The sequence below is a fragment of the Pseudomonas campi genome (genome assembly GCF_013200955.2).
Classification (GTDB): Bacteria; Pseudomonadota; Gammaproteobacteria; order Pseudomonadales; family Pseudomonadaceae; genus Aquipseudomonas; species Aquipseudomonas campi.
The window spans coordinates 2,363,708-2,390,462 of the sequence record NZ_CP053697.2; the positions used below are offsets into that span (position 1 = coordinate 2,363,708).

The following is a 26,755-nucleotide window of genomic DNA, read 5'->3' on the forward strand; positions in this document are numbered from 1 at the left end:
GCTGCGGGCCTCGTTGTTACCGCACGACCAGCGTCAGGCGGAGAGTTCCACCAGCAGCTTGTTCAGGCGCTGCACGTAGGCAGCCGGATCTTTCAGGCTGTCGCCGGCGGCCAGGGCGGCCTGGTCGAAGAGGATGTGCGAGAGGTCGGCGAAGCGCTCTTCGTCCGGCTCGGCGTCCAGCTTCTCGATCAGCGGGTGGGCCGGGTTGATCTCGAAGATCGGCTTGGATTCCGGCACTTTCTGCCCGCTGGCTTCGAGGATCTGGCGCATCTGCAGGCCGAGGTCCTGCTCGCCAATGGCGAGGATCGCCGGCGAGTCGGTCAGGCGATGGGACACGCGCACCTGGGCAACCTGCTCGCCGAGGGCGCCCTTGAGGCGCTCGACCAGGCCTTCCTTGGTCTTGGCGATTTCTTCCTGGGCCTTCTTGTCCTCTTCCGAGTCCAGCTTGCCGAGATCGAGATCACCACGCGCCACGTCGACGAAACTCTTGCCATCGAACTCGCTCAGGTAGCTCATCAGCCACTCGTCGATGCGGTCGGTGAGCAGCAGCACTTCGATGCCTTTCTTGCGGAAGACTTCCAGGTGCGGACTGTTCTTCACCTGGGCGTAGGTTTCGCCGGTGAGGAAGTAGATCTTGTCCTGGCCTTCCTTGGCGCGGGCCAGGTAGTCGGCCAGGGCCACGGACTGCTCGCCGGAGTCGTCGCCGGTGGAGGCAAAACGCAGCAGGCTGGCGATCTTTTCCTTGTTGGCGAAGTCTTCCGCCGGGCCTTCCTTGAGCACCTGGCCGAAGTTCTTCCAGAAGGTCTGGTACTGCTCGGGTTCGTTCTTCGCCAGCTTCTCCAGCATGTCCAGCACGCGCTTGGTCAGCGCCGTCTTCATCGAGTCGATGACCGGGTCTTTCTGCAGGATCTCGCGGGACACGTTGAGCGACAGGTCGTTGGAATCGACCACGCCCTTGATGAAGCGCAGGTACAACGGCAGGAACTCGTCGGCCTGGTCCATGATGAACACGCGCTGCACATACAGCTTGAGGCCGCGCGGGGCTTCGCGCTGGTACAGGTCGAACGGCGCACGGCCCGGCACGTAGAGCAAGGATGTGTATTCCAGCTTGCCTTCGACCTTGTTGTGGCTCCAGCTCAGCGGGTTCTCGTAGTCGTGGGCGACGTGTTTGTAGAACTCCTGGTATTCCTCGTCCTTGACCTCGGTGCGGCCACGGGTCCACAGCGCGCTGGCGCGGTTGACGGTTTCCCACTCAACCTCGGCAGGAGCTTCTTCACCCTGCTGCTCCTTCGGCAGCTCGATGGGCAGGGCAATATGGTCAGAGTACTTCTTGACGATGTTGCGCAGGCGCCAGCCGTCGGCGAACTCTTCTTCGCCGGCCTTCAGGTGCAGGACGATGCGGGTGCCGCGCTCGGCTTTCTCGACGGTGGCAACTTCGAAGTCACCCTCGCCCTTGCTCGACCAGTGCACGCCTTCGCTGGCGGCCAGGCCGGCGCGGCGGCTGAACACGTCAACCTTGTCGGCGATGATGAAGGCGCTGTAGAAGCCCACACCGAACTGACCGATCAGGTGCGAATCCTTCTTCTGGTCGCCGGTGAGATTTTTCATGAAGTCGGCAGTGCCGGACTTGGCGATGGTGCCGAGGTGGGCGATGGCCTCCTCGCGGCTCAGGCCGATGCCATTGTCTTCGAGGGTGACGGTCTTGGCGTCCTTGTCGAAGGTCAGGCGGATCTTCAACTCGGCGCCGCCTTCGAGCAGCTCTGGCTTGGCCAGTGCTTCGAAGCGCAGCTTGTCGGCAGCATCCGAGGCGTTGGAAATCAGCTCACGGAGGAAGATTTCCTTGTTCGAATACAGCGAATGGATCATCAGGTGCAGCAGTTGCTTCACCTCGGTCTGGAAGCCCAGGGTTTCTTTTTGAGTTTCCACACTCATGGTCGTCTAACTCCACATGCAGGACAGGCCGCAAACGCGGCGGATGTCATGCAGATGGGGACTTCAGAATGAATTTCAAGGGCTTGGGGCAAAACCAGGTCAGGGTTCGAGCAGCTCGACCCGGCTGATTTCATCCGGATGCAGGGTAAAGGTGGCCTGTCCGGCGCCGCCATGCTGCTGGCTCAGGCGGATGCTGCCGTCGGTGTCCAGGCCGGCGAAGCGGCCTTCGGCCGTGCCGCCATTGAGCTTGACCACCCGCATGCTGAGGTTCTGGTACTGCTGCGGGCTACTCAACAGACGCAGCAGCGAGAAACGCTGGCGGCGATCCGGCTTGGTCTGCGCAGGCTCGTTGACGGCCACGTCCTCGCTAACCACCGGTTTGGCGGCGACAGCGTTCGGCAAGCTCAGCGCGGGGTAACGGTCATCCTTGACCTGCCAGCCACGCGCGCCCTTCTCCAGTACCAGATCAAGGCGCTGTTCCTGGCCATTGACCTTCGCCACCACCGCCAGCGGCACACTGCTGGCCGGAAAACTCACCGCTGGCAGTTCCTGCAGCTGCACCACACGGCTGTTGAAGCGCCGCTGCAGGTAATCCTCGACCACATGGGCCAGGGTTTCCTGAGAGTCGAACGCGGTATCCAGGTGCCCGTCACGGTAACGCAGACGATCGGTGAACAACTCCAGACGACCACTCAGGGTAGTGCCGTATTGCGGTGGCAACACCAGATGGAAATCGCCATTCAGCTTGTTCGGCGGCAGCGCCTGCAAATCCAGGTGCAGGGTGTAGCCCTTGCTCAGGCGGCGCGCCTCCGGCAGATCCTGCTCGGGCAGCAGCCAGCTGACTTCAACCTCGGGCAGCTCCCCCTGGTCTTCCGGCAGCACATCCAGGCGGATAGGCGCCGTTGTAGCGCGCGGCAGGCGAATCTTCACCTCGCGACGGGCAAAGAAATCCTGGCCCTCGCGCAAGCTGAGGACGCCATCGATCAGTTCGGCATGCTGCGGCATAAACGGCTGGTTGTTCAATTCACCCCGTAACTGAATATCCAGTTCCGCCGGGGCCTGCGCGGCAGGTTTCAGCCAGTCCAGGCTGAGGATCGCCTGCAGGCGTTCGGCATCCTTGTTGGCCATCAGCACCAACCCCACGATCAGCGGGATAAAACCCAGCGCCAGCAGGCCGACTGCACTGCGCGCGCGGCGCCAGTGGCGCAGCACATAGATCAGCGTGAGCGGTGGCAGCAGGCTGCCCCAGCCCCACAGCAGACTGGTGGCGAAAGCCCGCATGACCAGCCAGACCAGCCCGCTCAGCATCAGCAGCAGGCCGCCAAGGATCAGCAACGCATCCATCCAGGATTCCTTATTTTTCTGGGTCGCCGCTACGCTGGGCGCTGCTCAGGGCTCGTCGACCTTGAAGTGCGCACGCGCGGTGGCAATGGGTTCGGTTTGATTGGTTTGCCAGGCCGTGATGGCGACGTTGGCGACGCGGCGTCCCTGGCGCCAGACCTGGCACTGGGCGTAGGTGTCACGATAATGGCCGGCGCGCAGGTAATCTATCGAGAAGTCGATGATTTTCGGCAAATGTGGGATACCCATGAACATCAGCAGATGCAGCATGGCTGCGTGCTCCATGAAGCCGGCGATCACCCCGCCATGCAGCGCAGGCAGTATCGGGTTGCCGATATTGTCTTTGTTCGCCGGCAGACGAAACACCACATCGTCCCCCAGACGCAGGCACTCGATGCCGATCAGCTTGGCATAGGGAATCAGGCTGATCAGGCTGTCGTAGTCATTCTGCTCGTGGGCCTGGCGCACCAGGGTATTGAGGTTCAATGCGGCCATCAGGCACCTCCCTGGATATTGCGTTTGAGCGCACCGTCGCCCTGCGCGCCTTTGCCCATGCGCATGAAGGCGCCCACCACGTGGGCAATCGGCTCGTCGGGGTTGTCCTGATAGGCATAACCACGGGTGAAGATGATGTTCTCGGTGACCCGGTAGCATTCGGCGAAACCGTAGACATCCTTGTGCGGCTGAGCTGGGCGCATATAGTCGATACGCAGGTCGAGGGTCGGGCAGATCTCGAATTCCGGCAGCACACAGACCGTGGAAATGCCGCACGTGGTGTCCATCAGGGTGGTGATGGCGCCGCCGTGGATCACTCCACTCTCCGGGTTGCCAATGATCTGTGTGCTATAGGGCAGACGCAGGGTCAGGCCAGATGGCACCGCCTCGTGAACGGCAATACCCAATACCTGGCAATGGCGCAAGGCCGATAAAAAGCGCTCGGCGCGCTCTAGAACAGGGTTATCGCTCATGACTGCTTTCCCAGGCGATGGTGCAAAAGGCGCGCATCATACCCGCTCGCCGATACGGGCACACAGCCACTCCACTGCAATGAATTACAGGCTTGACCATATCCGGCGGAACTTTGGCCACTCCGCCGCCTCTTATCTCGAGTTACGAGGATAGTCCTCGTCAGGAAAGCCACAGAAAGGAGTGCGCCCATGTCTAAGCCCTTTACCTACGCCCTGCTTCTCGCCGCCATGCTCGGCTTGGCAGCCTGCGAAAAAACTCCGGAAGACAAAATGGAGTCCGCTAAGGAGTCCGCCTCCGAAGCCATGGAGTCACTGGGTGATGCTGCCAAGGACACCGGTGAGGCCATCGAGCAGAAAACCGATCAGGTGTTGGGCACCGAGCCCACTACTGGCGAGAAAATCCAGGATGCGGCTGACGATGCCGCCGACGCCATCCAGGATGCCGGCGACGAAGCCAAGGACGCCATCGACGGCCAATAAATAACCAGCACCCAACAAAAAGCCCGCTCACGCGGGCTTTTTCGTTTCAGCCCAACGCTGGACTGATCATCAGCAGCAGGCTGCACAACAGCCCCACCACCCATACCAGACTGCGCTGCCAGTGCAGGTCGGCCCAATACAGCACCAAATAGAGCACCCGGGCGATGACGAACGTGACCGCCAGGATATTCACCAGTTGCCCGTGCGTCTGGGTCACATGGGCCATCAGCACCCCCACGGCGAACAGCGGGAAAGCTTCGAAGCTGTTCTGATGCGCCGCCAGCGCGCGCGCCCCAAAGCCCGTCAGGCGCGCCTGCTGGGCCCGCGGGTGGTGGTTGTCGTAACCGCCATCGGCATTCATCGCCTTGGCCACGGGAATCTTCGACAGGAAAATCAACACAGCACTGATAAAAACACACCAGAAAGGCAGGGTCATTGGGCTTCTCCTTGGCTGACGCCAGTAACGGGGTCTAGGTGTAGGGCATCTCGTTGCAGTACACGGAATAGAACTCGCCACGACACAGTACGCACATCACGCCGGCGCTGGCCAGCATGGAAAGCAGGTATCGAAGATCCGCACAGGGGCCTCCCCTTGCAGGCAAGGGTCTCAAGCGAGCAATAACTGCGGAAACGATCTGGGGATTTGCCGAGCCGGTGCTTTCGGCCAGCAATGAAAAAAGCCCCGTAGACGTTAATCTACGGGGCTTTGATACTGGAGGCCGATACCGGAATCGAACCGATGTACGCGGATTTGCAATCCGCTGCATAACCACTCTGCTAATCGGCCTCAAACGAAGACGCCGCAAAAAGCGGCGTCAACGTCAACAAACTGGAGCGGGAAACGAGACTCGAACTCGCGACCCCGACCTTGGCAAGGTCGTGCTCTACCAACTGAGCTATTCCCGCGTCTTGGTGACGGGCGCCATTCTATACTTTCAGAACGAGCCGTCAACCCCTTGATTCAAAAAAGTTTATTTCTTTTCCGAGCTGCTGCTGAGATGCGGCCAGGCCGCCAGCAGGTACTGCACCATCGACCACAGGGTCAGGCCGGCAGCGATGATCAGCAGCGCGTAGCCGATGCCCACCCAGAGTGTCAGCAGTGGCGGATTGGCCAACAGAATCACCAGCGCCACCATCTGCGCGGCAGTTTTCCACTTGCCCAACTGGGATACGGCGACATGCGCCCGCGCCCCCAGTTCGGCCATCCACTCGCGCAGCGCCGAAACGACGATCTCGCGCCCGATGATGATGGCCGCCGGCAGGGTCAGCCACAAGTTGGCGTGCTCTTCCACCAGCAACACCAGCGCCACAGCCACCATCAGCTTGTCTGCTACCGGATCGAGGAACGCGCCCAGCGGCGTGCTCTGCTCCCAACGCCGCGCCAGGTAGCCATCAAACCAGTCGGTGATGGCCGCCAGGGAAAAAATCGCACTGGTTGCCAGATAGCTCCAGGAAAACGGCAGATAGAAGAACAGGACGATGACGGGAATCAGGGCAACGCGCAGAACGGTGAGCAAATTCGGAATGTTCATCAGGACTACTGGCCAGCAAAGTGAACGGGCATTCTACTCGCTGTGCAGGGCCGCATAAATCGACTCGGCGAGCTTTTTGCTAATCCCTGGCGCCTTGGCAATTTCCTCGATGCTGGCACGGGTCAATTCCTGCAAGCCGCCAAAATGCTTGAGCAGCTCGCGCCGGCGCTTGGGCCCGACACCCGCCACGTCTTCCAGACTGGAGGTGCGCCGCGCTTTACCACGGCGCGCGCGGTGGCCGGTGATGGCGAAACGGTGTGCCTCATCGCGGATTTGCTGGATCAGGTGCAGTGCCGGCGAATCGGCGGGCAAGGTGAACTCATGCTCGGCATCGTTCAGGTACAGGGTTTCCAGGCCCGGCTTGCGCGTCACACCCTTGGCCACGCCGAGCAGGATCAGATCAGGCACGGCCAGTTCCTGCAGCACGTCGCGGGCCATGGCCATCTGCCCCTTGCCACCGTCGACCAGCAGGATATCCGGCAGCTTGCCCTCGCCGTCTTTCAGTCGGCTGAAGCGCCGGGTCAGGGCCTGGTGCATCGCGGCGTAGTCGTCACCGGCCGTCACGCCCTCGATATTGAAGCGCCGGTAATCGGACTTGAGCGGCCCCTCCGGGCCGAACACCACGCAGGAGGCCACGGTCGCCTCACCACTGGAGTGACTGATGTCGTAGCACTCCAGGCGTTGCAGCGGCTCATCAAGCTCCAGCGCCTCGGCCAACGCCTCGAAGCGCGCCGCCACATGCTGCCGATTGGCCAGGCGCGCACCCAGGGCCTGCTCGGCATTGGTTACCGCCAGTTGCTGCCAGCGCGCCCGCGTGCCACGCACCCGATGACTGATCGCCAGTTCTCGCCCACGCAGTTCGGCCAGCGCCGCCGCCAGCGTGGGCAGGTCTTCATGCACGACGTTGACGATCAACTCGCTGGGCAGGTCGCGTTCGTGATTGCTCAGGTAATACTGCGCAAGGAAAGCGGCCAAAACGGCACCACCCTCCTCCTCGATGCCCACCTGCGGGAAGAAATTCTTGCTGCCCAGCACCCGCCCACCGCGCACGCTGATCAGGTGTACGCAGGCGCCTCCGGGATTGACCATGGCCGCGACCACGTCGACATCACCAGTACCGCCTTCCATGCTCTGCTGGTCCTGCACCCGGCGCAGCAGACCGATCTGGTCGCGCAACTCGGCGGCCCGTTCGAACTCCAGGTTCATCGCTGCCTTTTCCATCGCTGCGGACAGCTCGTCGGTCAGCGCACTGCTACGACCATCGAGAAACATCACCGAGCGGCGCACGTCCTCGGCATATTCCTCCGGCTCGACCAGGCCGACGCAAGGCCCCTTGCAGCGCTTGATCTGGTATTGCAGGCAAGGCCGCGTGCGGTTCTTGAAGTAGCTGTCCTCGCACTGGCGAACCAGAAAGGTCTTCTGCAGCAGATTGAGGCTTTCGCGGATAGCCCCGGCGCTCGGGTAAGGGCCGAAATAGCGGCCCTTCTCCTTCTTCGCTCCCCGATGAATGCCCAGCCGCGGGAACTCGCCATCGGAGAGCAACACGTAGGGATAGGATTTGTCGTCACGCAGCAGGATGTTGTACGGCGGCCGCCACTGCTTGATCAGCGTCTGCTCGAGCAGCAGCGCTTCGGTCTCGTTGGCCGTGATGGTGGTTTCGACTTGCGCGATGCGCCCCACCAGGGCGGCGGTCTTCGGCGCCAGGCCGGTCTTGCGAAAATAGCTGGCCAGGCGCTTCTTCAGGTTGGAGGCTTTGCCCACATAGAGCAGTTTGGCCTCGCCATCGAACATCCGGTACACGCCGGGGCGGCCACTACAGGTAGCGAGGAAGGCACTCGAATCGAACGGCGCGGACATCTCAGCTGATGGCATCGACCATGCCATGACGCACGGCCAGCAGAGCCAGTTCCACGTCACTGGTGATGGAGAGTTTCTCGTAGATGCGATAGCGGTAGGTGTTCACCGTCTTCGGCGACAGGCACAGCTTGTCGGAGATGGTTTGCACCTTGTGGCAGTTGGCGATCATCAAGGCGATCTGGATTTCCCGCTCGGACAGCGAATCGAACGGCGAACCGCTGTTGTTCGGCTGGAACGACTTCAGCGCCAGCTGCTGGGCAATCTGCGAGCTGATGTAGCGCTGGCCGGCAAACGCCATGCGGATAGCCTGGACCATCTCCTCCAGCGCCGCGCCCTTGGTCAGGTAACCGGCGGCACCGGCCTGCAGCAAGCGGGTCGGAAACAGGTCGTCCTCGCAGGCAGTGACGGCGATGACTTTCAGGTCGGGATAACTGCGCAGCAGTTTACGGGTGGCCTCGAGACCGCCAATGCCGGGCATCTTGACGTCCATCAGGACGACATCCGGCTTGAGCTCGCGGGCTTTCTTCAGCGACTCCTCACCGGAGTCCGCCTGCCCTATCACCTGCAGGCCATCGATATCGGCCAGCATGCGGGTAATGCCTGTTCGAACCAGATCGTGGTCGTCGACCACTAGCACCTTAATCAAGCGACACCTCGCTGCATTAAACACGCCGCTGTTGCGGTCTTTTGGGCATGCAGTCAAATCTGTGAAGATTTTCACGAACCTAGCTTGGCGCAAATTCGTCAGAAAGCAAACGCCAAAAAACCGTTCCAGGCATCACTTAATTGCTAACGCCGAACGTGGCAGAGACGGTGTTTCCACCGTAATAATCCACCAAAGTCTACTGGACTGCAGGCTTGCTGTTCCAGTGCAGCATCGAAAGAAAACACCCCATCCGCCCCCAGCCTATGTCCGCAGCCGAACCAACCAGACCGCACGCGCCCGCACCCACGGAGCCCTCCAACGGATCGGCTACGCTGAGTGAACCATCTGTCAGCCAATAACTCTGCCGCCGCGAGGTCTCGACGTGAGTCCATCGTTCCTGGAGCAGCTCGCCAGCTACTGGGCGCAACCTGAGATTGCCGTCAATCTGGTCATCATTTTCAATCTGGCGGGCGCCCTGCTGCTCGGCCTGATAGTTGGCTACGAGCGCTCCTACCACGGTCGCGCCGCCGGCATGCGCACCTACGGCATGGTCTGCATGGCATCCGCCGCGCTCACGGTGCTGTGCGGCTACCCGGAATACTGGTACGGCGCGCATTTCGCCACTGGCAGCGGGACTGATCCGACCCGCGTCATTCAAGGCATAGTCACCGGCATCGGCTTTCTCGGCGCCGGCCTGATCATGAAGGACGGCATGAGCATCAGCGGCCTGACCACTGCCGCCTCGATCTGGTCCTCTTCGGCGATTGGTGTGCTAGTCGGTGTCGGTTTCTATGCCGCGGCGATCTTGCTCACACTGATCTCTGCGGCATTGATGATGTGGGGTGCCAAAGTCGAGGCGCGCCTGCCATCAAAACCGGCCATAGCCATAGTCCTGCGCTTCGTTGCCGGCTACGAAAAACCCTCAGCGGAAGTGCTGCGACAGATCGCCCGCGACCGCGGCTATGTAATAGCCGCCAGCTCTTTCGTGATCAGCTACGAGCAGCAGCAACTGGAGTGGCGCTTCGTCGCCGTCGCCATCGACGGCCACAAGAGTGCCCGCATCACCGACATGGCCGATGAACTCTCACGCTTCGAGGGGGTGTCGAAGTTCCAGATGTCCCATGCGCGTAATTGATGGCCGACCTATCGACTAGGTTGATGGGCAACTACGCCACGTTCAGTGAGGGAACATAGGATCAGAAACAACAAAGCCCTGGAGGCCAGGGCTTTGTTGAGTAATTGGCGGAAGCGGTGAGATTCGAACTCACGGAAGAGTTTCCCCTTCGACGGTTTTCAAGACCGTTGCATTCAACCGCTCTGCCACGCTTCCGGCGCTTGCTGCGGGCGGCAATCTTACCGGAACGCAACACACTGTCAAACTCTCGTAATTGGCAGACGATCGTGGTCTGTTATGATCGGCTTGACTGCGGTCACGGACCCAATTTGTCTTTACAGGAGTGTTGTCATGCACGAACAAGATTACGCGCTCAGCCATGCGCAGGTCGACCAGCAGGAAGTCAGCAAAGTCCTGCGCAATACCTATGGCCTGCTGGCACTGACCCTGGCCTTCAGTGGCCTGGTGGCGTATTTCGCCCAGCAGATGAACCTGCCCTACCCCAACATCTTCGTGGTGCTGATCGGCTTCTACGGCCTTTTCTTTCTCACCATGAAGCTACGCAACTCGGCCTGGGGCCTGCTGTCGACTTTCGCCCTGACCGGTTTCATGGGTTACACCCTGGGCCCGATCCTCAACCGTTACCTGGGCATGAGTGGCGGCGGTGAAGTCATCAGCTCGGCCTTCGCCATGACCGCTCTGGTGTTCTTCGGTCTGTCGGCCTATGTGCTGACCACCCGCAAGGACATGAGCTTCCTCGGCGGTTTCATCACCGCGGGCTTCTTCGTCCTGCTGGGCGCCACGCTGGCCAGCTTCTTCTTCCAGATCAGCGGCCTGCAACTGGCGATCAGCGCCGGCTTCGTGCTGTTCTCCTCGGCGTGCATCCTCTTCCAGACCAGCGCGATCATCCACGGCGGTGAGCGCAACTACATCATGGCCACCATCAGCCTGTATGTATCGATCTACAACCTGTTCGTCAGCCTGCTGCAGATCTTCGGCATCATGGGCAGCGACGACTGAGTGGTTCCTGCTGCAAAGAAGCCCGCTTCGGCGGGCTTTTTCATGCCTGTGACAAGCATCTGCAGCGTTCTGCCTTTATCATGGCCGCAGAGTGTTATCGCGGGATTGTCATGAAGTTCGCCATTGCCCTGTTCGCCCCGGCCCACCTGCCCTCCTCACGCCGCGCCCTGCGCTTTGCCGAGGCGGTGATTGCGGGCGGCCATGAGATCGTGCGCCTGTTTTTCTATCAGGACGGCGTGCACAGCGCCTCGGCCAATACGGTCAGCGCCCAGGACGAAGTGGACCTGCCGGCCGAGTGGCGCGCCTTCGTCGAACAACAACGGCTGGATGCCGTGGTGTGCATTGCCGCCGCCCTGCGCCGTGGCGTGCTCAACGAGGAAGAAGCACAGCGCTACCAGAAGCCGGCCGCCAACCTCGGCGCACCCTGGGAGCTGTCCGGCTTGGGTCAGCTGCACGAAGCCAACCAGCTGGCTGACCGCCTGATCTGCTTCGGAGGCCACTGATGAGCAAATCCCTGTTGATCATCAGTCGCCAGGCACCCTGGGCCGGCCCCAGCGCCCGCGAGGCCCTGGATATTGCGCTGGCCGGTGGCGCCTTCGACCTGCCGCTGGGCCTGCTATTTCTCGATGACGGCGTATTCCAGCTCCTGGCGCAGCAGCAACCCACAGCTCTGCAACAGAAAGACCTGACCGCCAACCTGCAGGCCCTGCCGCTGTTCGGCGTCGAATCGCTGTATGCCAGTAGCCGCAGCCTCAGCGAACGCGGCCTCAGCGAACAGCCCCTGGCGTTGCCGGTGGAACAGCTCGACGACAGCCAACTGACCCTGCTTATCGACCGTTACGACCAGGTGATCACGCTCTGATGGCCACTCTGCACCTGCTTTCCCATTCTCCCTTCAGCGACGGCCGTTTCGCCAGCTGCCTGCGCCTGCTCGGCCCGCAGGACGGCCTGCTGCTGAGCGGCGACGCCGTATATGCCCTGCAACCGGGTACCGTTCAGCTGCAAGCCCTGCAGTTGATGCCGGCGGGCATCGCCCTGTTTGCCCTCGACGAAGACCTGCAAGCGCGCCATCTACAAGTGTCAGACCGCGCCCAAGCAGTCGATTACCCCGCCTTTGTCGAGCTGTGCGCCAGCTATGCCAAGGTCAACAGCTGGCTATGAGCAACCTGATAGTCGATGGCCGCAGCATCGCCCTGGACAAGGATGGCTATCTAGCCGAGCTGGCCGACTGGTCGCCAGCCACTGCCGAAGCCCTGGCTGCTAGTGAAGACCTGCAGCTGGGTGCCGAACACTGGGAAATCCTCGAGCTGCTGCGCACCTTCTACAGCGAGTTCCAGCTGTCGCCGGCTACCCGCCCGCTGATCAAATACGTGGCCCTCAAGCTCGGCCCGGAAAAAGGCAACAGCCTGCACCTCAACCGCCTGTTCAAGGGCACGCCCGCCAAGCTCGCCGCCAAACTGGCTGGCCTGCCGAAACCGACCAATTGCCTGTGAAAGTAGCGCCCATGATTCTCGTAGCTCCCCCGGAACATCCTTTCGCCCAGTTCGTGCGCATCCTCGGCAAGGGCAAGCGCGGCGCGCGCAACATGAGCCGCGAGGAAGCCCGTGAAGCCATGGGCCTGCTGCTCGACGACAAGGTCGAGGACACCCAGCTGGGTGCCTTTCTCATGCTGTTGCGACACAAGGAGGAAAGCGCCGAGGAGCTGGCCGGTTTCACCGAGGCCCTGCGTGAACGCCTGATGACGCCGCCGATCGCCGTCGACCTGGACTGGCCCAGCTATGCCGGCAAGAAGCGTCACCTGCCCTGGTTCCTCCTGGCGGTCAAAACCCTGGCCGCCAGCGGCGTGCGCATCCACCTGCACGGCGGCGGCGCGCATACCGCCGGACGCCTGTACAGCGAGCAACTGCTGGAACAGCTCGCCATCCCGATCTGCCAGTCGTGGGCAGAAGTTGCCGATAATCTGGAGCGCCACAACCTGGCCTTCACCCCGCTGGGCGCCTGGGCGCCACAGCTGCAACGGATGATCGACCTGCGCAACACCCTCGGCCTGCGCTCGCCGATCCACTCGCTGGCGCGCATCCTCAATCCACTCGGGGCGCGTTGCGTGATGCAGAGCATCTTCCACCCCGGTTACCAGGCCACACACCGCGAGGCCAGCCAGTTGCTCGGCGACACGGCCATCGTGATCAAGGGCGAAGGTGGCGAGATTGAGGTCAATCCGGATGGCCTGTGCCACTTGTACGGCACCGCCGGCGGCGAGAACTGGGATGAGGAATGGCCGGCGCTGTCCGCCCAGCGCCACGTCAAACCGGAACAGCTTGACCCGGCACATCTGCTGGCCTTCTGGAATGGCGAAGTGGAAGACGCCTATGGCCGCCTGGCGGTGCTCAGCACCATCGCCCTGGGCTTACGCGCCCTGGGTGAGTCACGCGACACCGCCTTTGCCCGCGCCGAGCACCTCTGGCAAAAACGCCACGGCTAGGTCGAGCTCTGCTCGCAAAGTATTTTCCCTGTGGCAATTCGCGAGCAGAGCTCGCGCCTACAGGGACTGCGCGCCTTCGAACCAGGCCAGCTTCTCGCGTAGCTGCACCACCTCGCCAACTATCACCAGGGTCGGCGCGTGCACCTCATGCTCGGCCACCAGTTGCGGCAGGTTGGCTAGGGTGCCGGTAAACACTCGCTGATTTTGCGTGGTGCCCTGTTGCACCAGCGCCGCCGGAGTCTCCGCCGCGCGACCATGGCGGATCAGCTCCGCACAGATAGCCGGCAGCCCGACCAGGCCCATGTAGAACACCAGGGTCTGCCCCGGCGCACTCAGTTCGCTCCAGGGCAGGTCGCTGCTGCCGTCCTTGAGGTGCCCAGTGACGAAACGCACCGACTGCGCATGGTCACGATGGGTCAGCGGAATCCCCGCGTAGGCCGCACAGCCCGAGGCCGCAGTAATCCCCGGCACCACCTGGAACGGAATGCCGTGGGCCGCCAGCTCCTCGATTTCCTCGCCGCCGCGGCCGAAGATGAACGGGTCGCCACCTTTGAGGCGCAACACCCGCTTACCCTGCTTGGCCAGGTCGACCAGGCGCTGGTTGATCTGCTCCTGCGGCACGGCATGCTCTGAGCGCTGCTTGCCAACATAAATGCGGTCGGCATCGCGGCGACACAGGTCGACGATAGCCGGCGCCACCAGACGGTCATACAGCACCACATCGGCCTGCTGCATCAGGCGCAGGGCGCGGAAGGTCAGCAAATCCGGATCGCCAGGACCGGCACCGACCAGGTAAACCTCGCCCAGCGCGCGCGGCGCAATGCCGGCGATCTTCGCCTCAAGCTGACGCTCGCCCTCACCCAGCTTGCCGGCGAACACGCTTTCGGCGATCTGCCCCTGGAACACGTCTTCCCAGAACACCCGGCGCTGCTGCACATCGGGAAACAGGCCACGCACCTGGGCACGGAATTTCTTCGCCAGCCCGGCCAGCTGGCCATAGGTGGCGGGAATCCAGGTCTCGATCTTGGCGCGGATCAGCCGCGCCAGCACTGGCGCATCACCACCACTGGTGATGGCGACAATCAGCGGCGAGCGGTCGACGATGGCCGGGAAGATCACGCTGCACAGCTTCGGCGCATCCACCACATTGACCGGAATGCCGCGCGCCTGGGCCTGGGCGGAAATCTGCGCATTCAGCGGCTCATTGTCGGTGGCGGCGATCACCAGGCACACCCCATCCAGATCATCCGCCTGGTAGCCACGCTGCAAAACCTGGGCGCTCGGGCCGGCCAACTCGCGCAGCTCGTCACGAATCTCCGGAGCAACCACGCGCAACACCGCTCCCGACTCGATCAGCAGCCGCGCCTTGCGCAGCGCCACCTCGCCACCGCCGACAACCAGTACCAGGCGATCCTGCAGTTTGTGGAACAGGGGGAGAAAATCCATGGCGCACGCTCTCGATCAGGAAAAACAAAACGGGGCGGCTTTAGCCACCCCGTATTCTGCAACTGAAGTCCGGCTTAGCCGATGACTTCGATACCAGCCATGTACGGTTTCAACACCTCAGGCACACGGATGCTGCCATCGGCCTGCTGGTAGTTTTCCAGCACCGCCACCAGGGTACGGCCCACCGCCAGGCCGGAGCCATTGAGGGTGTGCAGCAGCTCCGGCTTGCCGGTTTCCGGGTTGCGGTAGCGCGCCTGCATGCGCCGGGCCTGGAAGTCGCCGCAGTTGGAGCAGGAGGAAATTTCGCGGTACTTGTCCTGGCTCGGCACCCAGACTTCCAGGTCATAGGTCTTCACCGCGCCAAAGCCCATGTCGCCAGTGCACAGGGCCAGCTTGCGGTACGGCAGCTCGAGCAGCTGCAGCACGCGCTCGGCGTTGGCGGTCAGGCTTTCCAGGGCTTCGAAGGACTTGGACGGCTCGACGATCTGCACCATCTCGACCTTGTCGAACTGGTGCTGGCGGATCATCCCGCGGGTGTCGCGGCCCGAGGCGCCGGCTTCGCTACGGAAGCACGGGGTGTGGGCGACGAACTTGAGCGGCAGCTGCTTAGCGTCGAGGATCGCGCCGGCAACGATGTTGGTCAGCGACACTTCGGCGGTCGGGATCAGGTACAGGTCGGCCTGATCTTCGCGCTGGATCTTGAACAGATCCTCCTCGAACTTCGGCAGCTGGCCGGTGCCCTGCAGCGCAGAGGCCTGCACCAGGTAAGGCGTGTAGGCCTCCTCGTAGCCATGCTCGGCGGTATGCAGGTTGATCATGAACTGGGCCAGGGCGCGGTGCAGCCGGGCGATCGGCCCGCGCAGCAGGGCGAAACGGGCGCCAGAGAGCTTGGCGGCGGTCTCGAAGTCCAGCCAGCCATGCTGCTCGCCGAGGGCGACATGATCCTGCACCGGGAAGTCGAAGCTGCGCGGCGTCCCCCAACGCGATACCTCGACGTTGCCTTCTTCGTCCTCGCCAACCGGCACCGACTCATCCGGCAGGTTGGGGATGTTCAGCAGCAGGTTGTCCAGCTCAGCCTGGATCGACTCCAGCTCGCGCTTACCCTCTTCCAGGTCGCTGCCCATCTTGTCGACTTCCGCCAGCAGCGGCGCGATGTCCTCGCCACGCTGCTTGGCCTGGCCGATGGACTTGGAGCGGGTATTGCGCTCGGCTTGCAGCTGTTCGGTGCGGGTCTGCACGGTCTTGCGCTGGGCCTCGAGGGCCTCGAAACGCGCCACGTCCAGCTGGAAGCCACGGGTAGCCAGGCGGTCCGCAATCTCCTGCAGTTGGGTACGAACCAGTTTGGAGTCGAGCATGGGATGTTCTCGTCTAGATCAGAGCTTGGTTAATGTCAGGCCGGCCCAGGTGGCGAGCAGACCGCCCAACACGCTGGCAGTCGCATAGCCGATGGCCAGCGGTGCCTGGCCGCTTTCCAGCAGGCGCAGCGTGTCGAGGGAGAAGGATGAAAAAGTGGTCAGGCCGCCAAGGAAGCCGACAATCAGCCCCGCGCGCAGCTCCAGCGGCACCTCGGGGCGCAGCAGAAACAGGCCGTACAGATAGCCGATCAGCAGGCAGCCGACAATATTGACCGCCAGGGTAGCGCCATAGAAGTGCTGCGGCCAGTTCGCGCTGACCCAGTTGCTGGTAAAGAAGCGCAGCAGGGTGCCGGCCATGCCGCCCAGGGCGACCGCGATAACCACACCAATCATGGCTTTCTCCGTTGGCGCGGGCTGGCGGCATCCAGTGCCGCCAGATGGGCCAGTTTGTCGCGAATCTTCAGTTCCAGGCCACGCGGCACCGGCTGGTAATACGGTTGCGGCTCAAGCTGCTCGGGGAAATAGTCCTCGCCGGCGGCGTAGGCATCCGGCTCGTCATGGGCGTAGCGGTATTCCTCGCCGTAGCCGAGTTCCTTCATCAGCTTGGTCGGCGCATTACGCAGGTGCAGCGGCACCTCCAGCGAGCCGTGCTCGGCGGCATCGCGCATAGCCGCCTTGAAGCCCATGTACACCGCATTGCTCTTCGGCGCGCAGGCCAGGTAGACGATGGCCTGGGCCACGGCCAGCTCGCCCTCGGGGCTGCCCAGGCGTTCCTGCACGTCCCAGGCGTTGAGGCACAGGGTCAGGGCTCGCGGGTCGGCGTTGCCGATGTCCTCGCTGGCCATGCGCACCACGCGCCGCGCCAGATACAGCGGGTCGCAGCCGCCGTCGAGCATGCGCGCGTACCAGTACAACGCACCGTCAGGATTAGAGCCGCGCACCGACTTGTGCAGCGCGGAAATCTGGTCGTAGAACGCCTCGCCACCCTTGTCGAAGCGCCGGCGGCTGTCGCCGAGCAGGTTCTGCAGCAGCTCGGCGGCGATCTCGCTGCCGTCCTCGGCGAGGTCCGCGGCATTCTCCAGCAGGTTGAGCAGGCGCCGACCGTCGCCATCGGCGGCGGCCAGGAGGATTTGAAAGCTCTCTTCCGGCAGGCTCAGACGCTGCTTGCCCAGACCCTTTTCCTCCTTCAGCGCACGCTGTACCAGCTTGCGCATGGCCGCCTCGTCCAGGCTTTTCAGAACATAGACACGGGCACGCGAGAGCAGCGCGTTGTTCAGTTCGAAGGACGGGTTCTCGGTGGTGGCACCGATAAAGATCAGCGTGCCGTCTTCCACATAGGGCAGAAAGGCGTCCTGCTGACTCTTGTTGAAACGGTGCACTTCGTCGACGAAGAGGATGGTGCGGCGGCCGTACTGAGCGGCCTGTTGCTTGGCCACTTCCACAGACTGGCGGATTTCCTTGACCCCGGAGAGCACCGCGGAAATCGTTTCGAAGTGCGCTTCGGAGACCTGCGCCAGCAGCCTGGCCAGGGTGGTCTTGCCGACCCCAGGCGGGCCCCAGAAGATCATCGAGTGCAGCGCACCCTGCTCCAGCGCCTCGCGCAGCGGCTTGCCGTGGCCCAGCACATGCTCCTGACCGACGTACTCGTCCAGGCTGGTCGCGCGCAAACGCGCGGCCAGGGGCTGGGCGACGGGGGCGGAGCGAAACAGGTCCATACCGGGCGGCAGCGGCCTCTTATTCCTGGATGACGTCGGCGCCCTCAGGCACGTCGAAGGTGAACAGCGCGGGGTCGAGCTGCTCGTTCATCTTCACGCTGAGGAACAGGATATTGGTGCGCTGGCCGATGCTGTCGATCAGCTGCATGTCGTTGATCACGCCACGGCGGAACGACAGGCGCAGGTTGTCGAACAAGGTGTCCTGGGCCTTCGGCTTGAGCATGAAGTCGACCACTTCGCCGGCTTCCTTGAAGCTGATCTCGAAGTTCTCGCGGATCTTCGACACATCACCGGACAGCAGCAGCGCCGGGGTGTGGGTCAAGCGCTGGTCGAGGCTCTGGATAGTCACCTGCATCAGGTCCGGGTCGTACAGCCAGACTTTCTCGCCGTTGGACACCAGCAGTTGCTCCTGCGGTGCATCGGTGTGCCAGCGGAACAGCCCCGGGCGCTTGAGTGCCAGCTGGCCGGCAGTTTCCTGCAGCTGGGTGCCGGTACCGTCGAGGGTCAGCTGGGAAAAACGGGCGCTGATGGTCTGCGCCTGGTTGAGCAGCTCGGTCAGGCGTTTGACCGCCGCCTCGTCGTCCGCCTGGGCGGGGATGGCGACAAAGGCCAGGGCGGACAGCAACAACATGCGCAACAGTCGCATGGAAATCCTCTTCATAGACAAACTGGGAATTAGTCCCGCATCGGGCCCGGTGCGATCACTTCGCGCGAGCCATTGGTATTCATCGACGTAACCACGCCGGCCATCTCCATGGCTTCGATCATGCGGGCGGCACGGTTGTAGCCGATCTTCAGCTTGCGCTGCACGGCGGAAATGGAAGCGCGACGGCTCTCCAGCACAAAGTTGACGGCTTCGTCGTACAGCGGGTCAGCCTCGCTGCCCTCACTGCCTTCGCCACTGCTACCGCCATCGAAGCCACTACCGGCCTCCTCGACGCCAGCCAGGATGTCTTCGATGTAGTCTGGCGAACCGCGCTGTTTCCAGGCTTCGACCACGCGGTGCACTTCTTCGTCGGAAACGAAGGCGCCATGCACACGAATCGGCAGACCGGTGCCCGGCGGCAGGTAGAGCATGTCACCGTGGCCGAGCAGCTGTTCGGCGCCGCCCTGGTCGAGGATGGTGCGCGAGTCGATCTTGCTGGAGACCTGGAAGGCCATGCGCGTCGGGATGTTGGCCTTGATCAGACCGGTGATCACGTCGACCGACGGACGCTGGGTGGCGAGAATCAGGTGGATACCGGCGGCACGCGCCTTCTGCGCGATACGCGCGATCAGCTCTTCGACCTTCTTGCCGACGATCATCATCATGTCGGCGAATTCATCGACCACCACGACGATGGTCGGCAGGCTCTTCAGCAGTGGCGCTTCATCTTCCATGGACTCGCGGCGGTACAGCGGATCGGTCAGCGGCGTTCCAGCCTCCTCGGCATCCTTGACCTTGCGGTTGAAGCCGGCCAGGTTGCGCACGCCCATGGCGGCCATCAGCTTGTAACGGCGCTCCATCTCGGCGACCGACCAGCGCAGGGCGTTGGCCGCCTCCTTCATGTCGGTCACCACCGGGCACAGCAGGTGCGGAATGCCTTCGTAGATCGACAGTTCGAGCATCTTCGGGTCGATCATGATCATCCGCGCCTCTTCCGGCGTGGATTTGAACAGGATCGACAGGATCATCGCGTTGACCCCCACCGACTTACCGGAGCCGGTGGTACCGGCCACCAGCAGGTGCGGCATCTTGGCCAGGTCGGTGATCACCGGCTTGCCGCCGATATCGTGGCCCAGGGCCAGGGTTACCGGCGACTTGGCGTCGTCGTACTCACTGGACGACAGCACCTCGGAGAACCGCACGATCTGCCGGTCTTCGTTGGGAATCTCGATGCCCACAGTGGTCTTGCCCGGAATCACCTCGACCACGCGCACGCTGATGATCGCCATCGAACGCGCCAGGTCTTTGGCCAGGCCGGAAATACGACTGACCTTGACCCCGGCGGCCAGCTGAATCTCGAAACGGGTGATCACCGGGCCCGGGTGCACGGATTCGACGATGACCTCGACGCCGAACTCCTTGAGCTTGATCTCCAGCAGGCGCGACATGGCCTCCAGGGACTCCGGCGAGTACTGCTTCTGCTTCTTCTCGGCGGCATCGAGAATCGAAATCGGCGGCAAGGTGCCAGCCACGGCGCTGTCTTCGAACAGCGAGACCTGCTTTTCCTTCAGCACACGCTTGCTCGGCTCCGGCGCTTTCGGCGCGGGCGGCGGTGCGATCACGGGCGCCGGGCGGCTCTCGCGCTCGCTCATGTGCTTGCTCAGCGCTTCCTCGCGGGCGATCAGGCGCTCCTTGACCTTGGCCTGTTCGCGGCGATCAGGCACCACCGGCGCAGCCACTTCGCTGACCCGGTCGTCGACTTCACGCAGCTTGGCGACCAGTTGCTTGCGTTCGACCCGGGCACTCCACCAGCGGTTGATCAGGCTGTTGATCAGCTCGAACAGGTCGAGGGTGATCTTGCCGGTGACATCCATGACCTTGAACCAGGACAGGTCGGCAAATACGGTCAAACCAAACAGGAACAGCGAGATGAACAGCAGCGTGCTGCCCTGGATATTCAGGGCATTGACCGCCAGCACACTGAGGCTTTCACCCAGCGCACCACCGGCCGAGGCAGGCAAGCCGCTACCATCCTGGAAGTGGATATCGGCCAGCGCAGCGCCGGCCAGGACCAGGAAGACCAGGCCGATCAGGCGCCAGGAAAACAGCCAGCCGCTCCACTGCCAGGGTTGATGGCGATTGCGGAACACTTGCCAGGTCTTTACTGCCAGCAGCAGCGGGAACAGGTAGGCGAAATAGCCGAGCACCATGAACAGGATGTCGGCGAACCAGGCACCCGCGCGACCGGCGGCGTTCTGCACCTGCTCGACATTGCTGGTATGGCTCCAGCCCGGGTCGTTCTGGTCGTAGGTCAGCAATGCCATCCACAGATAGAGGCAGAGCGCGCCAAGCGCGATCAGCGCACCTTCCTTGAGGCGGTAGTGCAACTGCTGGCGCCAGAGGGGGACCTGAGCTGTAGAGGTGGAATTCTTCAAAACGCTGCTATTCCTGCGCCCGGAGCGCGACCAACAATCAGTTGAAAACGTAAAGTCGGACCATTGTACGGATTTACAGGTCCGATGCCATGCCAGGCAATGGGCGCGTTTTGCCGCCCTTCCTGCTTCGGTGTAGCATACCGGCCAGCATCTTACGCACCGCTCAATTTGAGCATGCATTCTCTTTTGTGACAAAGGCTTATGAGGTCTTTTTATGAGCGAAGTCAAGCATTCACGCCTGATCATTCTGGGCTCCGGCCCTGCCGGCTACACCGCTGCCGTCTATGCCGCCCGCGCCAACCTCAAGCCTGTCATCATCACCGGCATCCAGCCCGGCGGCCAGCTGACCACCACCACCGAAGTCGACAACTGGCCAGGTGACGTACACGGCCTGACCGGCCCGGCGCTGATGCAGCGCATGCAAGAGCATGCCGAGCGCTTCGACACCGAGATCGTCTACGACCACATCCACACCGCTGAGCTGCAGCAAAAGCCCTTCACCCTCAAGGGTGACAGTGGCACCTACACCTGCGACGCCCTGATCATCGCCACCGGCGCCAGTGCCCAGTACCTCGGCCTGCCGTCGGAAGAAGCTTTCGCCGGCAAGGGCGTATCCGCCTGTGCCACCTGCGACGGTTTCTTCTACCGCAACCAGGTGGTCTGCGTGATCGGCGGTGGCAACACGGCCGTGGAAGAAGCCCTGTATCTGTCCAACATCGCCAAGGAAGTGCACCTGATCCATCGCCGCGACAAGCTGCGCTCGGAGAAGATCCTGCAGGACAAGCTGTTCGAGAAAGCCGCCAACGGCAATATCCGCCTGCACTGGAACCACACACTGGACGAAGTGCTGGGCGACGCCAGCGGTGTAACCGGTGTGCGCCTGATCAACACGGCAGACGGCAGCAAGAAGGAACTGCAACTGGCTGGCGTATTCATCGCCATCGGCCATAAGCCCAACACCGAGCTGTTCCAGGGCCAACTGGAAATGCGTGATGGTTACCTGATCGTGCAGGGCGGCAACGAAGGCAATGCCACCCTGACCAGTATCGATGGCGTGTTTGCCGCCGGCGACGTGGCCGACCACGTCTACCGCCAGGCCATCACCTCGGCTGGCGCGGGCTGCATGGCCGCGCTCGACGCCGAAAAATACCTCGACGTCTAAGTTGCCAGGCGGGCGCCCAACGCCCGCCCTCCCCCGCATGCTGACCTGGCTGCAACGCGCCACCCTCGACTTCCCGCCCCTGGATAAAGCCCTGCGCGAGCCCAATGGCCTGCTGGCAGCCGGTGGCGATCTTTCGCCTGCACGCCTGGTCGCCGCCTATCGGCATGGCTGCTTTCCCTGGTACTCGCAAGGTCAACCGCTGCTGTGGTGGTCACCGGATCCACGCACGGTGCTGTTTCCCTATGAATTCCACCTGTCACGCAGCCTGACCAAGCTGATCCGCCAGCAGCGCTTCACAGTCAGCTTCGATCGTGATTTCGCCTCAGTCATCCAGGCCTGCGCCGAACCACGCGCCTATGCCGACGGCACCTGGATCACCGAAAGCATGCAGAGCGCCTACCTACACCTGCATCACCAAGGCATCGCCCACTCGGTCGAAGTCTGGGAAAACGGACAACTGGTCGGCGGGCTCTACGGCCTGGCCATGGGTCAGCTGTTTTTCGGTGAGTCGATGTTCAGCCGCACGGACAACGCCTCGAAAGTCGGTTTCGCTACCCTGGTCGGCAAACTGCGTGAGTGGGGCTTCGTTCTGATCGACTGCCAGATGCCCACCCAGCACCTGCACAGCTTTGGCGCCCGGGCGATACCACGCAGCGAGTTCGCGACTTACCTGCAGCACCATCTCGACCAACCCTGCCAAGCCAACTGGCTCGCCTAGGCGACTCCCGCAGGCTGGCATACACTTGTTCAAAGGTTTTCCCGAGGGTTGACCATGACCGAGCTGGCTCGCCTCAAGTTCTACGCCACCCAGCCACATCCTTGCAGCTACCTGCCCGATGAACAGGCCACCACCCTGTTCCTCGATCCCAGCCAGCCCATGGATGTGCAGGTGTATGCCGAGCTCTCGGAAATGGGCTTTCGGCGTAGCGGTGACCATCTGTATCGTCCGCACTGCCAACGCTGCACGGCCTGCGTACCGGCACGCATCCCTGCCGACCAGTTCCTGCCCAATCGCCAGCAACGGCGCATCCTCAAACGCAACGCCGACATCCAGGTCAAGGCCGTACGCCCGGCGTTCAACGAGGAGTACTACGACCTCTACGTGCGCTACATCGAGCTACGCCATGCGGACGGCGACATGTACCCACCCAGCCGTGACCAGTTCAGCACGTTCCTGGTTCGCGACCTGCCATTCGCGCGCTTCTACGAGTTCCGCCTGGCGGGCAAACTACTGGCCATCGCCGTCACCGACATGCTGCCCAACGGCCTTTCGGCGGTTTATACCTTTTACGACCCCGACCAGGAACGGCGCAGCCTGGGCCGTTTCGCCATCCTCTGGCAGATCGGCGAAGCCGCACGCCTGGGCCTGCAAGCGGTCTACCTCGGCTACTGGATCAAGAACTGCCGCAAGATGAGCTACAAGACCCAGTACCGCCCCATTGAGCTGTTCGTCAATCAACGCTGGACAGTCCTCACCTGAATACCTTGGCGGCAGAGCGCATTTTCGGGCACAATGCACGCCGCTTTTGCCTGGGGCCAGTTGCGCCGGGCCATTCATTGGATACCGAGGGCTTTACTGCATGTCGAAAGAAGACAGCTTCGAAATGGAAGGCACTGTCGTCGACACCCTGCCCAACACCATGTTCCGTGTGGAGTTGGAAAACGGGCACGTCGTTACCGCGCATATCTCCGGAAAGATGCGCAAGAACTACATCCGCATTCTCACTGGCGACAAGGTCCGCGTCGAACTGACGCCATATGACCTGAGCAAGGGCCGCATCACCTACCGCGCCCGCTAAGAACCTGTTCAAAGCCCGCTACAAGCCAGCCACGCTTCATCGCAACGGCATGAGCTGACTCGCGAGCCTTTGAACAAGCTCTAAGCCCAGCTGAAATGAAAACGCCCGGCACTGCCGGGCGTTTTCGTTTACCTCTTTTTCAGATCAAGCCGGCTCTGCCGTGGTCTCGAACTCGAAGCGCAGCTCATCGCCCACCAGCTCGATGTGTACTACGCCGCCATGCTCGGCCAGTTCACCGAAGAGGATTTCCTCCGCCAGCGGACGCTTGATCTTGTCCTGGATCAGGCGCGCCATCGGCCTTGCCCCCATCGCCACGTCATAGCCCTTCTCTGCCAGCCAGCCACGCGCCGCATCGCTGACTTCCAGCAGCACGTGCTTGTCTTCAAGCTGCGCCTGCAGTTCGGTGAGGAACTTGTCGACGATGCTTTTGATCACTTCGTGACTCAGGCGACCGAACTGGATGATGGTATCCAGGCGGTTGCGGAACTCCGGCGTGAAGCTCTTCTTGATCACTTCCATGGCATCGGTCGAGTGATCCTGATAGGTGAAACCGATCGACGCCCGCGCTGCGGTTTCCGCCCCGGCGTTGGTGGTCATGATCAGGATCACGTTGCGGAAGTCAGCCTTGCGCCCGTTGTTGTCAGTCAGGGTGCCGTGATCCATCACCTGCAGCAGTAGGTTGAAGACTTCCGGATGGGCTTTCTCGATCTCGTCGAGCAGCAGCACACAATGCGGCTGCTTGGTGATTGCCTCGGTCAACAAGCCACCCTGATCGAAACCAACGTAGCCAGGAGGCGCACCGATCAGGCGTGAAACGGTATGCCGCTCCATGTACTCGGACATGTCGAAGCGCACCAGCTCGATACCCATGGCCTTGGCCAGCTGACGAGCGGCCTCGGTCTTGCCGACCCCAGTCGGCCCGGCGAACAGGAAGGAGCCCACCGGCTTGTCCGGCGCTTTCAGGCCGGCACGCGACAGCTTGATCGCAGTCGACAGCGAGTCGATCGCCGCATCCTGGCCGAATACGGTCAGCTTGAGGTCGCGCTCCAGATTGCGCAGCAGCTCCTTGTCGGAGCTGGTGACGTGCTTCGGGGGAATCCGCGCAATCTTGGCGACAATGTCTTCGACCTGGGCAACTTCGATACGCTTGGCACGCTTGTCTTCCGGTTGCAGGCGCTGATAGGCACCCGCCTCGTCGATCACATCAATGGCCTTGTCCGGCATGTGCCGGTCATTGATGTAGCGCGCTGCCAGCTCGGCCGCTGCACGCAGGGCCTCGTCGCTGTACTCGATATGGTGATGCTGCTCGAAACGCGCCTTCAGCCCGCGCAGGATGCCGACGGTATCCTCGACCGACGGCTCGCTGACATCGACCTTCTGGAAGCGCCGCGCCAGAGCACGGTCTTTCTCGAAGATGCCACGGAATTCCTGGAAGGTAGTGGAGCCGATGCAGCGGATCTCACCCGAGGACAGCAGCGGCTTGAGCAGGTTGGAAGCATCCATTACGCCACCAGAGGCCGCACCGGCACCGATGATGGTGTGGATTTCATCGATGAACAGGATGGCATGCGGACGCTTGCGCAACTCGTTGAGCAGCGCCTTGAAGCGCTTCTCGAAGTCACCGCGGTACTTGGTGCCCGCGAGCAAGGCGCCGAGATCCAGGGAGTAGACCACGCTGTCGGAGAGCAGGTCCGGCACCTGGCCATCGACGATGCGCTTAGCCAGGCCTTCGGCGATGGCGGTCTTGCCGACACCGGCTTCACCTACCAGCAGCGGATTGTTCTTGCGCCGACGCGCGAGAATCTGCGCCACCCGCTCCACCTCGGGCTCGCGCCCGACCAACGGATCGATGCGCCCTTGGCGAGACAGTTCGTTCAGGTTACTGGCGTAAGCATCCAGCGGATTACCCGAGGAAGCGGACTCGCCACCCTCGTCATCCTGCATTTCCTGCTCGCTGTCGGAATGGTCGGCATGCCCCGGCACCTTGGAGATGCCATGGGCGATGTAATTGACCACATCGATACGCGCGACACTCTGCTGCTTAAGCAGGAATACCGCCTGGCTTTCCTGTTCGCTGAAGATTGCCACCAGCACGTTGGCGCCGGTGACTTCGCGCTTGCCCGAGCTCTGCACGTGAAACACCGCGCGCTGCAGCACACGCTGGAAACCTAGTGTCGGCTGGGTTTCGCGATCTTCGTCGTGCTGCGGGATCAGTGGCGTGGTGGAGTCAATGAATTCCTGTAAATCATGACGAAGCTTGTCCAGGTTGGCGCCGCAAGCGCGCAGGACAGTGGCTGCAGCCTCGTTATCCAGCAATGCCAGCAGCAGGTGCTCGACCGTCATGAACTCATGGCGCTTGGCGCGTGCCTCCTTGAAGGCCAGATTGAGGGTGACTTCCAGCTCTCGATTCAACATAGCTTCACCTCTTACCCAAGCGACCGGTATTAACCGTCCTTCTCTATTTCACAGAGTAGCGGATGCTGGCTTTCCCGGGCGTACTGGTTGACCTGCATGGCCTTGGTTTCTGCGATATCACGGGTATACACACCGCAGATTGCCCGTCCCTCTGTATGGACGGTCAGCATGATCTTGGTCGCCAGCTCGCGATTGTGGTTGAAGAACACCTCCAACACTTCGACCACGAAGTCCATTGGCGTGTAGTCGTCGTTGAACAGCAGCACCTTGTACATCGGTGGTGCCTGCAACCGCGGCTTGGCTTCTTGGACAGCAAGGCCCGAGGAATCATCCTCGTGCGTAGCTGGACGATCTTGATTGAATGTTAGACGAATCTGACTGCTTGCATGCATGCGAAAGAGGATGCTTCG

28 protein-coding genes and 3 tRNA genes are annotated in these 26,755 nt (G+C 62.2%); 12 read left to right on the forward strand and 19 right to left on the reverse strand.

Annotated elements, in window-relative coordinates; translation table 11 throughout:
- Positions 1 to 33 precede the first annotated feature (33 nt).
- The 4 genes from htpG to HNE05_RS11040 form a co-directional block, all read right to left on the reverse strand.
- On the reverse strand, positions 34 to 1,932 hold the full coding sequence (gene htpG / locus HNE05_RS11025) for a molecular chaperone HtpG (RefSeq protein ID WP_173206955.1): 1,899 nt from the start codon (positions 1,930 to 1,932) through the stop codon (positions 34 to 36).
- 99 nt (positions 1,933 to 2,031) lie between these two features.
- On the reverse strand, positions 2,032 to 3,276 hold the full coding sequence (locus HNE05_RS11030; protein WP_173206957.1) for an MFS transporter: 1,245 nt from the start codon (positions 3,274 to 3,276) through the stop codon (positions 2,032 to 2,034).
- A gap of 45 nt (positions 3,277 to 3,321) precedes the next feature.
- Positions 3,322 to 3,768 carry a PaaI family thioesterase gene (locus HNE05_RS11035; RefSeq protein WP_173206959.1) on the reverse strand — a complete coding sequence of 149 codons (447 nt, stop codon included), beginning with the start codon at positions 3,766 to 3,768 and terminating at the stop codon, positions 3,322 to 3,324.
- A complete protein-coding gene (locus HNE05_RS11040; protein WP_173206961.1) occupies positions 3,768 to 4,241 on the reverse strand; it encodes a PaaI family thioesterase in 474 nt (157 codons plus the stop codon). Before HNE05_RS11040 ends, HNE05_RS11035 begins: the two co-directional genes overlap by 1 nt.
- A 189-nt stretch (positions 4,242 to 4,430) precedes the next feature.
- On the opposite strand from HNE05_RS11040, the gene HNE05_RS11045 reads away from it, so the two are divergent.
- Positions 4,431 to 4,721 (forward strand): hypothetical protein, encoded by a 291-nt coding sequence (locus tag HNE05_RS11045; RefSeq protein ID WP_173206963.1) that lies wholly within the window; start codon positions 4,431 to 4,433, stop codon positions 4,719 to 4,721.
- Positions 4,722 to 4,767: 46 nt separating this feature from the next.
- Here HNE05_RS11045 and HNE05_RS11050 read toward each other — a convergent pair whose 3' ends face one another.
- From HNE05_RS11050 to gacA, 6 genes are all read right to left on the reverse strand, one after another.
- Entirely contained in the window at positions 4,768 to 5,157 is a 390-nt protein-coding gene (locus HNE05_RS11050) for an MAPEG family protein (protein ID WP_173206965.1), read from the reverse strand.
- 277 nt (positions 5,158 to 5,434) lie between these two features.
- A tRNA-Cys gene (locus HNE05_RS11055) sits at positions 5,435 to 5,508 on the reverse strand.
- A 43-nt stretch (positions 5,509 to 5,551) separates the two neighbouring features.
- Positions 5,552 to 5,627: transfer RNA gene (locus tag HNE05_RS11060), tRNA-Gly, on the reverse strand.
- 65 nt (positions 5,628 to 5,692) lie between these two features.
- A complete protein-coding gene (gene pgsA / locus HNE05_RS11065; RefSeq protein ID WP_173206968.1) occupies positions 5,693 to 6,253 on the reverse strand; it encodes a CDP-diacylglycerol--glycerol-3-phosphate 3-phosphatidyltransferase in 561 nt (186 codons plus the stop codon).
- Between the two features lie 33 nt (positions 6,254 to 6,286).
- The gene (uvrC, locus tag HNE05_RS11070; RefSeq protein WP_173211655.1) at positions 6,287 to 8,110 is read right to left on the reverse strand and encodes an excinuclease ABC subunit UvrC; all 1,824 of its coding nucleotides are present in this window, start codon (positions 8,108 to 8,110) and stop codon (positions 6,287 to 6,289) included.
- 1 nt (position 8,111) lies between these two features.
- Complete coding sequence (gene gacA / locus HNE05_RS11075; RefSeq protein WP_173206971.1) at positions 8,112 to 8,756, reverse strand: response regulator transcription factor GacA; 645 nt, start codon at positions 8,754 to 8,756, stop codon at positions 8,112 to 8,114.
- A gap of 382 nt (positions 8,757 to 9,138) precedes the next feature.
- On the opposite strand from gacA, the gene HNE05_RS11080 reads away from it, so the two are divergent.
- Positions 9,139 to 9,891, forward strand: a complete 753-nt coding sequence (locus HNE05_RS11080) for an MgtC/SapB family protein (protein WP_173206974.1) — start codon at positions 9,139 to 9,141, stop codon at positions 9,889 to 9,891.
- A gap of 105 nt (positions 9,892 to 9,996) precedes the next feature.
- On the opposite strand, the gene HNE05_RS11085 is transcribed toward HNE05_RS11080, so the two are convergent.
- Positions 9,997 to 10,086, reverse strand: a tRNA-Ser gene (locus HNE05_RS11085).
- A gap of 135 nt (positions 10,087 to 10,221) precedes the next feature.
- Here HNE05_RS11085 and HNE05_RS11090 point away from each other — a divergent pair.
- The 6 genes from HNE05_RS11090 (at position 10,222) to HNE05_RS11115 (ending at position 13,372) form a co-directional block, all read left to right on the forward strand.
- Positions 10,222 to 10,890: a Bax inhibitor-1/YccA family protein gene (locus tag HNE05_RS11090; protein ID WP_173206977.1), complete on the forward strand. Its 669-nt coding sequence runs from the start codon at positions 10,222 to 10,224 to the stop codon at positions 10,888 to 10,890.
- Positions 10,891 to 11,000: 110 nt separating this feature from the next.
- Entirely contained in the window at positions 11,001 to 11,393 is a 393-nt protein-coding gene (gene tusD / locus HNE05_RS11095; protein WP_173206980.1) for a sulfurtransferase complex subunit TusD, read from the forward strand.
- Positions 11,393 to 11,752 (forward strand): sulfurtransferase complex subunit TusC, encoded by a 360-nt coding sequence (gene tusC, locus HNE05_RS11100; protein ID WP_173206983.1) that lies wholly within the window; start codon positions 11,393 to 11,395, stop codon positions 11,750 to 11,752. Before tusD ends, tusC begins: the two co-directional genes overlap by 1 nt.
- A complete protein-coding gene (gene tusB, locus HNE05_RS11105) occupies positions 11,752 to 12,051 on the forward strand; it encodes a sulfurtransferase complex subunit TusB (RefSeq protein ID WP_173206986.1) in 300 nt (99 codons plus the stop codon). The genes tusC and tusB overlap by 1 nt, the downstream gene beginning before the upstream one ends.
- Positions 12,048 to 12,383: a TusE/DsrC/DsvC family sulfur relay protein gene (locus tag HNE05_RS11110; protein WP_173206989.1), complete on the forward strand. Its 336-nt coding sequence runs from the start codon at positions 12,048 to 12,050 to the stop codon at positions 12,381 to 12,383. Before tusB ends, HNE05_RS11110 begins: the two co-directional genes overlap by 4 nt.
- Positions 12,384 to 12,394: 11 nt before the next feature.
- The gene (locus tag HNE05_RS11115) at positions 12,395 to 13,372 is read left to right on the forward strand and encodes a glycosyl transferase family protein (protein WP_173206991.1); all 978 of its coding nucleotides are present in this window, start codon (positions 12,395 to 12,397) and stop codon (positions 13,370 to 13,372) included.
- 57 nt (positions 13,373 to 13,429) lie between these two features.
- On the opposite strand, the gene cysG is transcribed toward HNE05_RS11115, so the two are convergent.
- The 6 genes from cysG to ftsK all read right to left on the reverse strand — a co-directional run bounded on the left by cysG (position 13,430) and on the right by ftsK (position 20,969).
- Positions 13,430 to 14,818: a siroheme synthase CysG gene (cysG, locus tag HNE05_RS11120; RefSeq protein WP_173206994.1), complete on the reverse strand. Its 1,389-nt coding sequence runs from the start codon at positions 14,816 to 14,818 to the stop codon at positions 13,430 to 13,432.
- 74 nt (positions 14,819 to 14,892) lie between these two features.
- A complete protein-coding gene (gene serS / locus HNE05_RS11125; RefSeq protein ID WP_173206996.1) occupies positions 14,893 to 16,173 on the reverse strand; it encodes a serine--tRNA ligase in 1,281 nt (426 codons plus the stop codon).
- A gap of 18 nt (positions 16,174 to 16,191) precedes the next feature.
- Positions 16,192 to 16,566 carry a fluoride efflux transporter CrcB gene (gene crcB, locus HNE05_RS11130; RefSeq protein WP_173206998.1) on the reverse strand — a complete coding sequence of 125 codons (375 nt, stop codon included), beginning with the start codon at positions 16,564 to 16,566 and terminating at the stop codon, positions 16,192 to 16,194.
- On the reverse strand, positions 16,563 to 17,888 hold the full coding sequence (locus HNE05_RS11135) for a replication-associated recombination protein A (protein WP_173207000.1): 1,326 nt from the start codon (positions 17,886 to 17,888) through the stop codon (positions 16,563 to 16,565). Before HNE05_RS11135 ends, crcB begins: the two co-directional genes overlap by 4 nt.
- Positions 17,889 to 17,907: 19 nt before the next feature.
- Entirely contained in the window at positions 17,908 to 18,534 is a 627-nt protein-coding gene (lolA, locus tag HNE05_RS11140) for an outer membrane lipoprotein periplasmic chaperone LolA (RefSeq protein WP_173207002.1), read from the reverse strand.
- Between the two features lie 29 nt (positions 18,535 to 18,563).
- Positions 18,564 to 20,969, reverse strand: coding sequence for a DNA translocase FtsK (gene ftsK, locus HNE05_RS11145; RefSeq protein ID WP_173207006.1), 2,406 nt, complete (start codon positions 20,967 to 20,969; stop codon positions 18,564 to 18,566).
- A 214-nt stretch (positions 20,970 to 21,183) separates the two neighbouring features.
- Between ftsK and trxB the strand changes: the two genes are divergently transcribed.
- The 4 genes from trxB to infA all read left to right on the forward strand — a co-directional run bounded on the left by trxB (position 21,184) and on the right by infA (position 23,930).
- Positions 21,184 to 22,131, forward strand: coding sequence for a thioredoxin-disulfide reductase (gene trxB, locus HNE05_RS11150; protein WP_173207009.1), 948 nt, complete (start codon positions 21,184 to 21,186; stop codon positions 22,129 to 22,131).
- 37 nt (positions 22,132 to 22,168) lie between these two features.
- Positions 22,169 to 22,849 carry a leucyl/phenylalanyl-tRNA--protein transferase gene (gene aat / locus HNE05_RS11155; protein WP_173207012.1) on the forward strand — a complete coding sequence of 227 codons (681 nt, stop codon included), beginning with the start codon at positions 22,169 to 22,171 and terminating at the stop codon, positions 22,847 to 22,849.
- A 54-nt stretch (positions 22,850 to 22,903) separates the two neighbouring features.
- The gene (locus HNE05_RS11160; protein WP_173207015.1) at positions 22,904 to 23,611 is read left to right on the forward strand and encodes an arginyltransferase; all 708 of its coding nucleotides are present in this window, start codon (positions 22,904 to 22,906) and stop codon (positions 23,609 to 23,611) included.
- Between the two features lie 100 nt (positions 23,612 to 23,711).
- On the forward strand, positions 23,712 to 23,930 hold the full coding sequence (gene infA / locus HNE05_RS11165) for a translation initiation factor IF-1 (protein WP_002553999.1): 219 nt from the start codon (positions 23,712 to 23,714) through the stop codon (positions 23,928 to 23,930).
- A gap of 144 nt (positions 23,931 to 24,074) precedes the next feature.
- Here the strand turns inward: infA and clpA are convergent, their stop codons facing one another.
- Entirely contained in the window at positions 24,075 to 26,345 is a 2,271-nt protein-coding gene (gene clpA, locus HNE05_RS11170; protein ID WP_173207018.1) for an ATP-dependent Clp protease ATP-binding subunit ClpA, read from the reverse strand.
- 29 nt (positions 26,346 to 26,374) lie between these two features.
- Positions 26,375 to 26,737: an ATP-dependent Clp protease adapter ClpS gene (gene clpS / locus HNE05_RS11175; protein WP_173207021.1), complete on the reverse strand. Its 363-nt coding sequence runs from the start codon at positions 26,735 to 26,737 to the stop codon at positions 26,375 to 26,377.
- Between the last annotated feature and the right edge of the window lie 18 nt (positions 26,738 to 26,755).

What these genes read in the sequence shown, in the direction of transcription:
- HNE05_RS11050 (WP_173206965.1), bottom strand. Translation starts at nt 5,157, where the DNA reads ATGACCCTGCCTTTCTGGTGTGTTTTTATCAGTGCTGTGTTGATTTTC.
- clpS (WP_173207021.1), bottom strand. Translation starts at nt 26,737, where the DNA reads ATGCATGCAAGCAGTCAGATTCGTCTAACATTCAATCAAGATCGTCCA.
- trxB (WP_173207009.1), top strand. Translation starts at nt 21,184, where the DNA reads ATGAGCGAAGTCAAGCATTCACGCCTGATCATTCTGGGCTCCGGCCCT.
- HNE05_RS11040 (WP_173206961.1), bottom strand. Translation starts at nt 4,241, where the DNA reads ATGAGCGATAACCCTGTTCTAGAGCGCGCCGAGCGCTTTTTATCGGCC.
- HNE05_RS11045 (WP_173206963.1), top strand. Translation starts at nt 4,431, where the DNA reads ATGTCTAAGCCCTTTACCTACGCCCTGCTTCTCGCCGCCATGCTCGGC.
- HNE05_RS11030 (WP_173206957.1), bottom strand. Translation starts at nt 3,276, where the DNA reads ATGGATGCGTTGCTGATCCTTGGCGGCCTGCTGCTGATGCTGAGCGGG.
- HNE05_RS11135 (WP_173207000.1), bottom strand. Translation starts at nt 17,888, where the DNA reads ATGGACCTGTTTCGCTCCGCCCCCGTCGCCCAGCCCCTGGCCGCGCGT.
- tusC (WP_173206983.1), top strand. Translation starts at nt 11,393, where the DNA reads ATGAGCAAATCCCTGTTGATCATCAGTCGCCAGGCACCCTGGGCCGGC.
- infA (WP_002553999.1), top strand. Translation starts at nt 23,712, where the DNA reads ATGTCGAAAGAAGACAGCTTCGAAATGGAAGGCACTGTCGTCGACACC.
- crcB (WP_173206998.1), bottom strand. Translation starts at nt 16,566, where the DNA reads ATGATTGGTGTGGTTATCGCGGTCGCCCTGGGCGGCATGGCCGGCACC.
- HNE05_RS11115 (WP_173206991.1), top strand. Translation starts at nt 12,395, where the DNA reads ATGATTCTCGTAGCTCCCCCGGAACATCCTTTCGCCCAGTTCGTGCGC.
- HNE05_RS11160 (WP_173207015.1), top strand. Translation starts at nt 22,904, where the DNA reads ATGACCGAGCTGGCTCGCCTCAAGTTCTACGCCACCCAGCCACATCCT.
- tusB (WP_173206986.1), top strand. Translation starts at nt 11,752, where the DNA reads ATGGCCACTCTGCACCTGCTTTCCCATTCTCCCTTCAGCGACGGCCGT.
- HNE05_RS11035 (WP_173206959.1), bottom strand. Translation starts at nt 3,768, where the DNA reads ATGGCCGCATTGAACCTCAATACCCTGGTGCGCCAGGCCCACGAGCAG.
- clpA (WP_173207018.1), bottom strand. Translation starts at nt 26,345, where the DNA reads ATGTTGAATCGAGAGCTGGAAGTCACCCTCAATCTGGCCTTCAAGGAG.
- serS (WP_173206996.1), bottom strand. Translation starts at nt 16,173, where the DNA reads ATGCTCGACTCCAAACTGGTTCGTACCCAACTGCAGGAGATTGCGGAC.
- uvrC (WP_173211655.1), bottom strand. Translation starts at nt 8,110, where the DNA reads ATGTCCGCGCCGTTCGATTCGAGTGCCTTCCTCGCTACCTGTAGTGGC.
- pgsA (WP_173206968.1), bottom strand. Translation starts at nt 6,253, where the DNA reads ATGAACATTCCGAATTTGCTCACCGTTCTGCGCGTTGCCCTGATTCCC.
- HNE05_RS11090 (WP_173206977.1), top strand. Translation starts at nt 10,222, where the DNA reads ATGCACGAACAAGATTACGCGCTCAGCCATGCGCAGGTCGACCAGCAG.
- htpG (WP_173206955.1), bottom strand. Translation starts at nt 1,932, where the DNA reads ATGAGTGTGGAAACTCAAAAAGAAACCCTGGGCTTCCAGACCGAGGTG.
- HNE05_RS11110 (WP_173206989.1), top strand. Translation starts at nt 12,048, where the DNA reads ATGAGCAACCTGATAGTCGATGGCCGCAGCATCGCCCTGGACAAGGAT.
- aat (WP_173207012.1), top strand. Translation starts at nt 22,169, where the DNA reads ATGCTGACCTGGCTGCAACGCGCCACCCTCGACTTCCCGCCCCTGGAT.
- cysG (WP_173206994.1), bottom strand. Translation starts at nt 14,818, where the DNA reads ATGGATTTTCTCCCCCTGTTCCACAAACTGCAGGATCGCCTGGTACTG.
- tusD (WP_173206980.1), top strand. Translation starts at nt 11,001, where the DNA reads ATGAAGTTCGCCATTGCCCTGTTCGCCCCGGCCCACCTGCCCTCCTCA.
- lolA (WP_173207002.1), bottom strand. Translation starts at nt 18,534, where the DNA reads ATGCGACTGTTGCGCATGTTGTTGCTGTCCGCCCTGGCCTTTGTCGCC.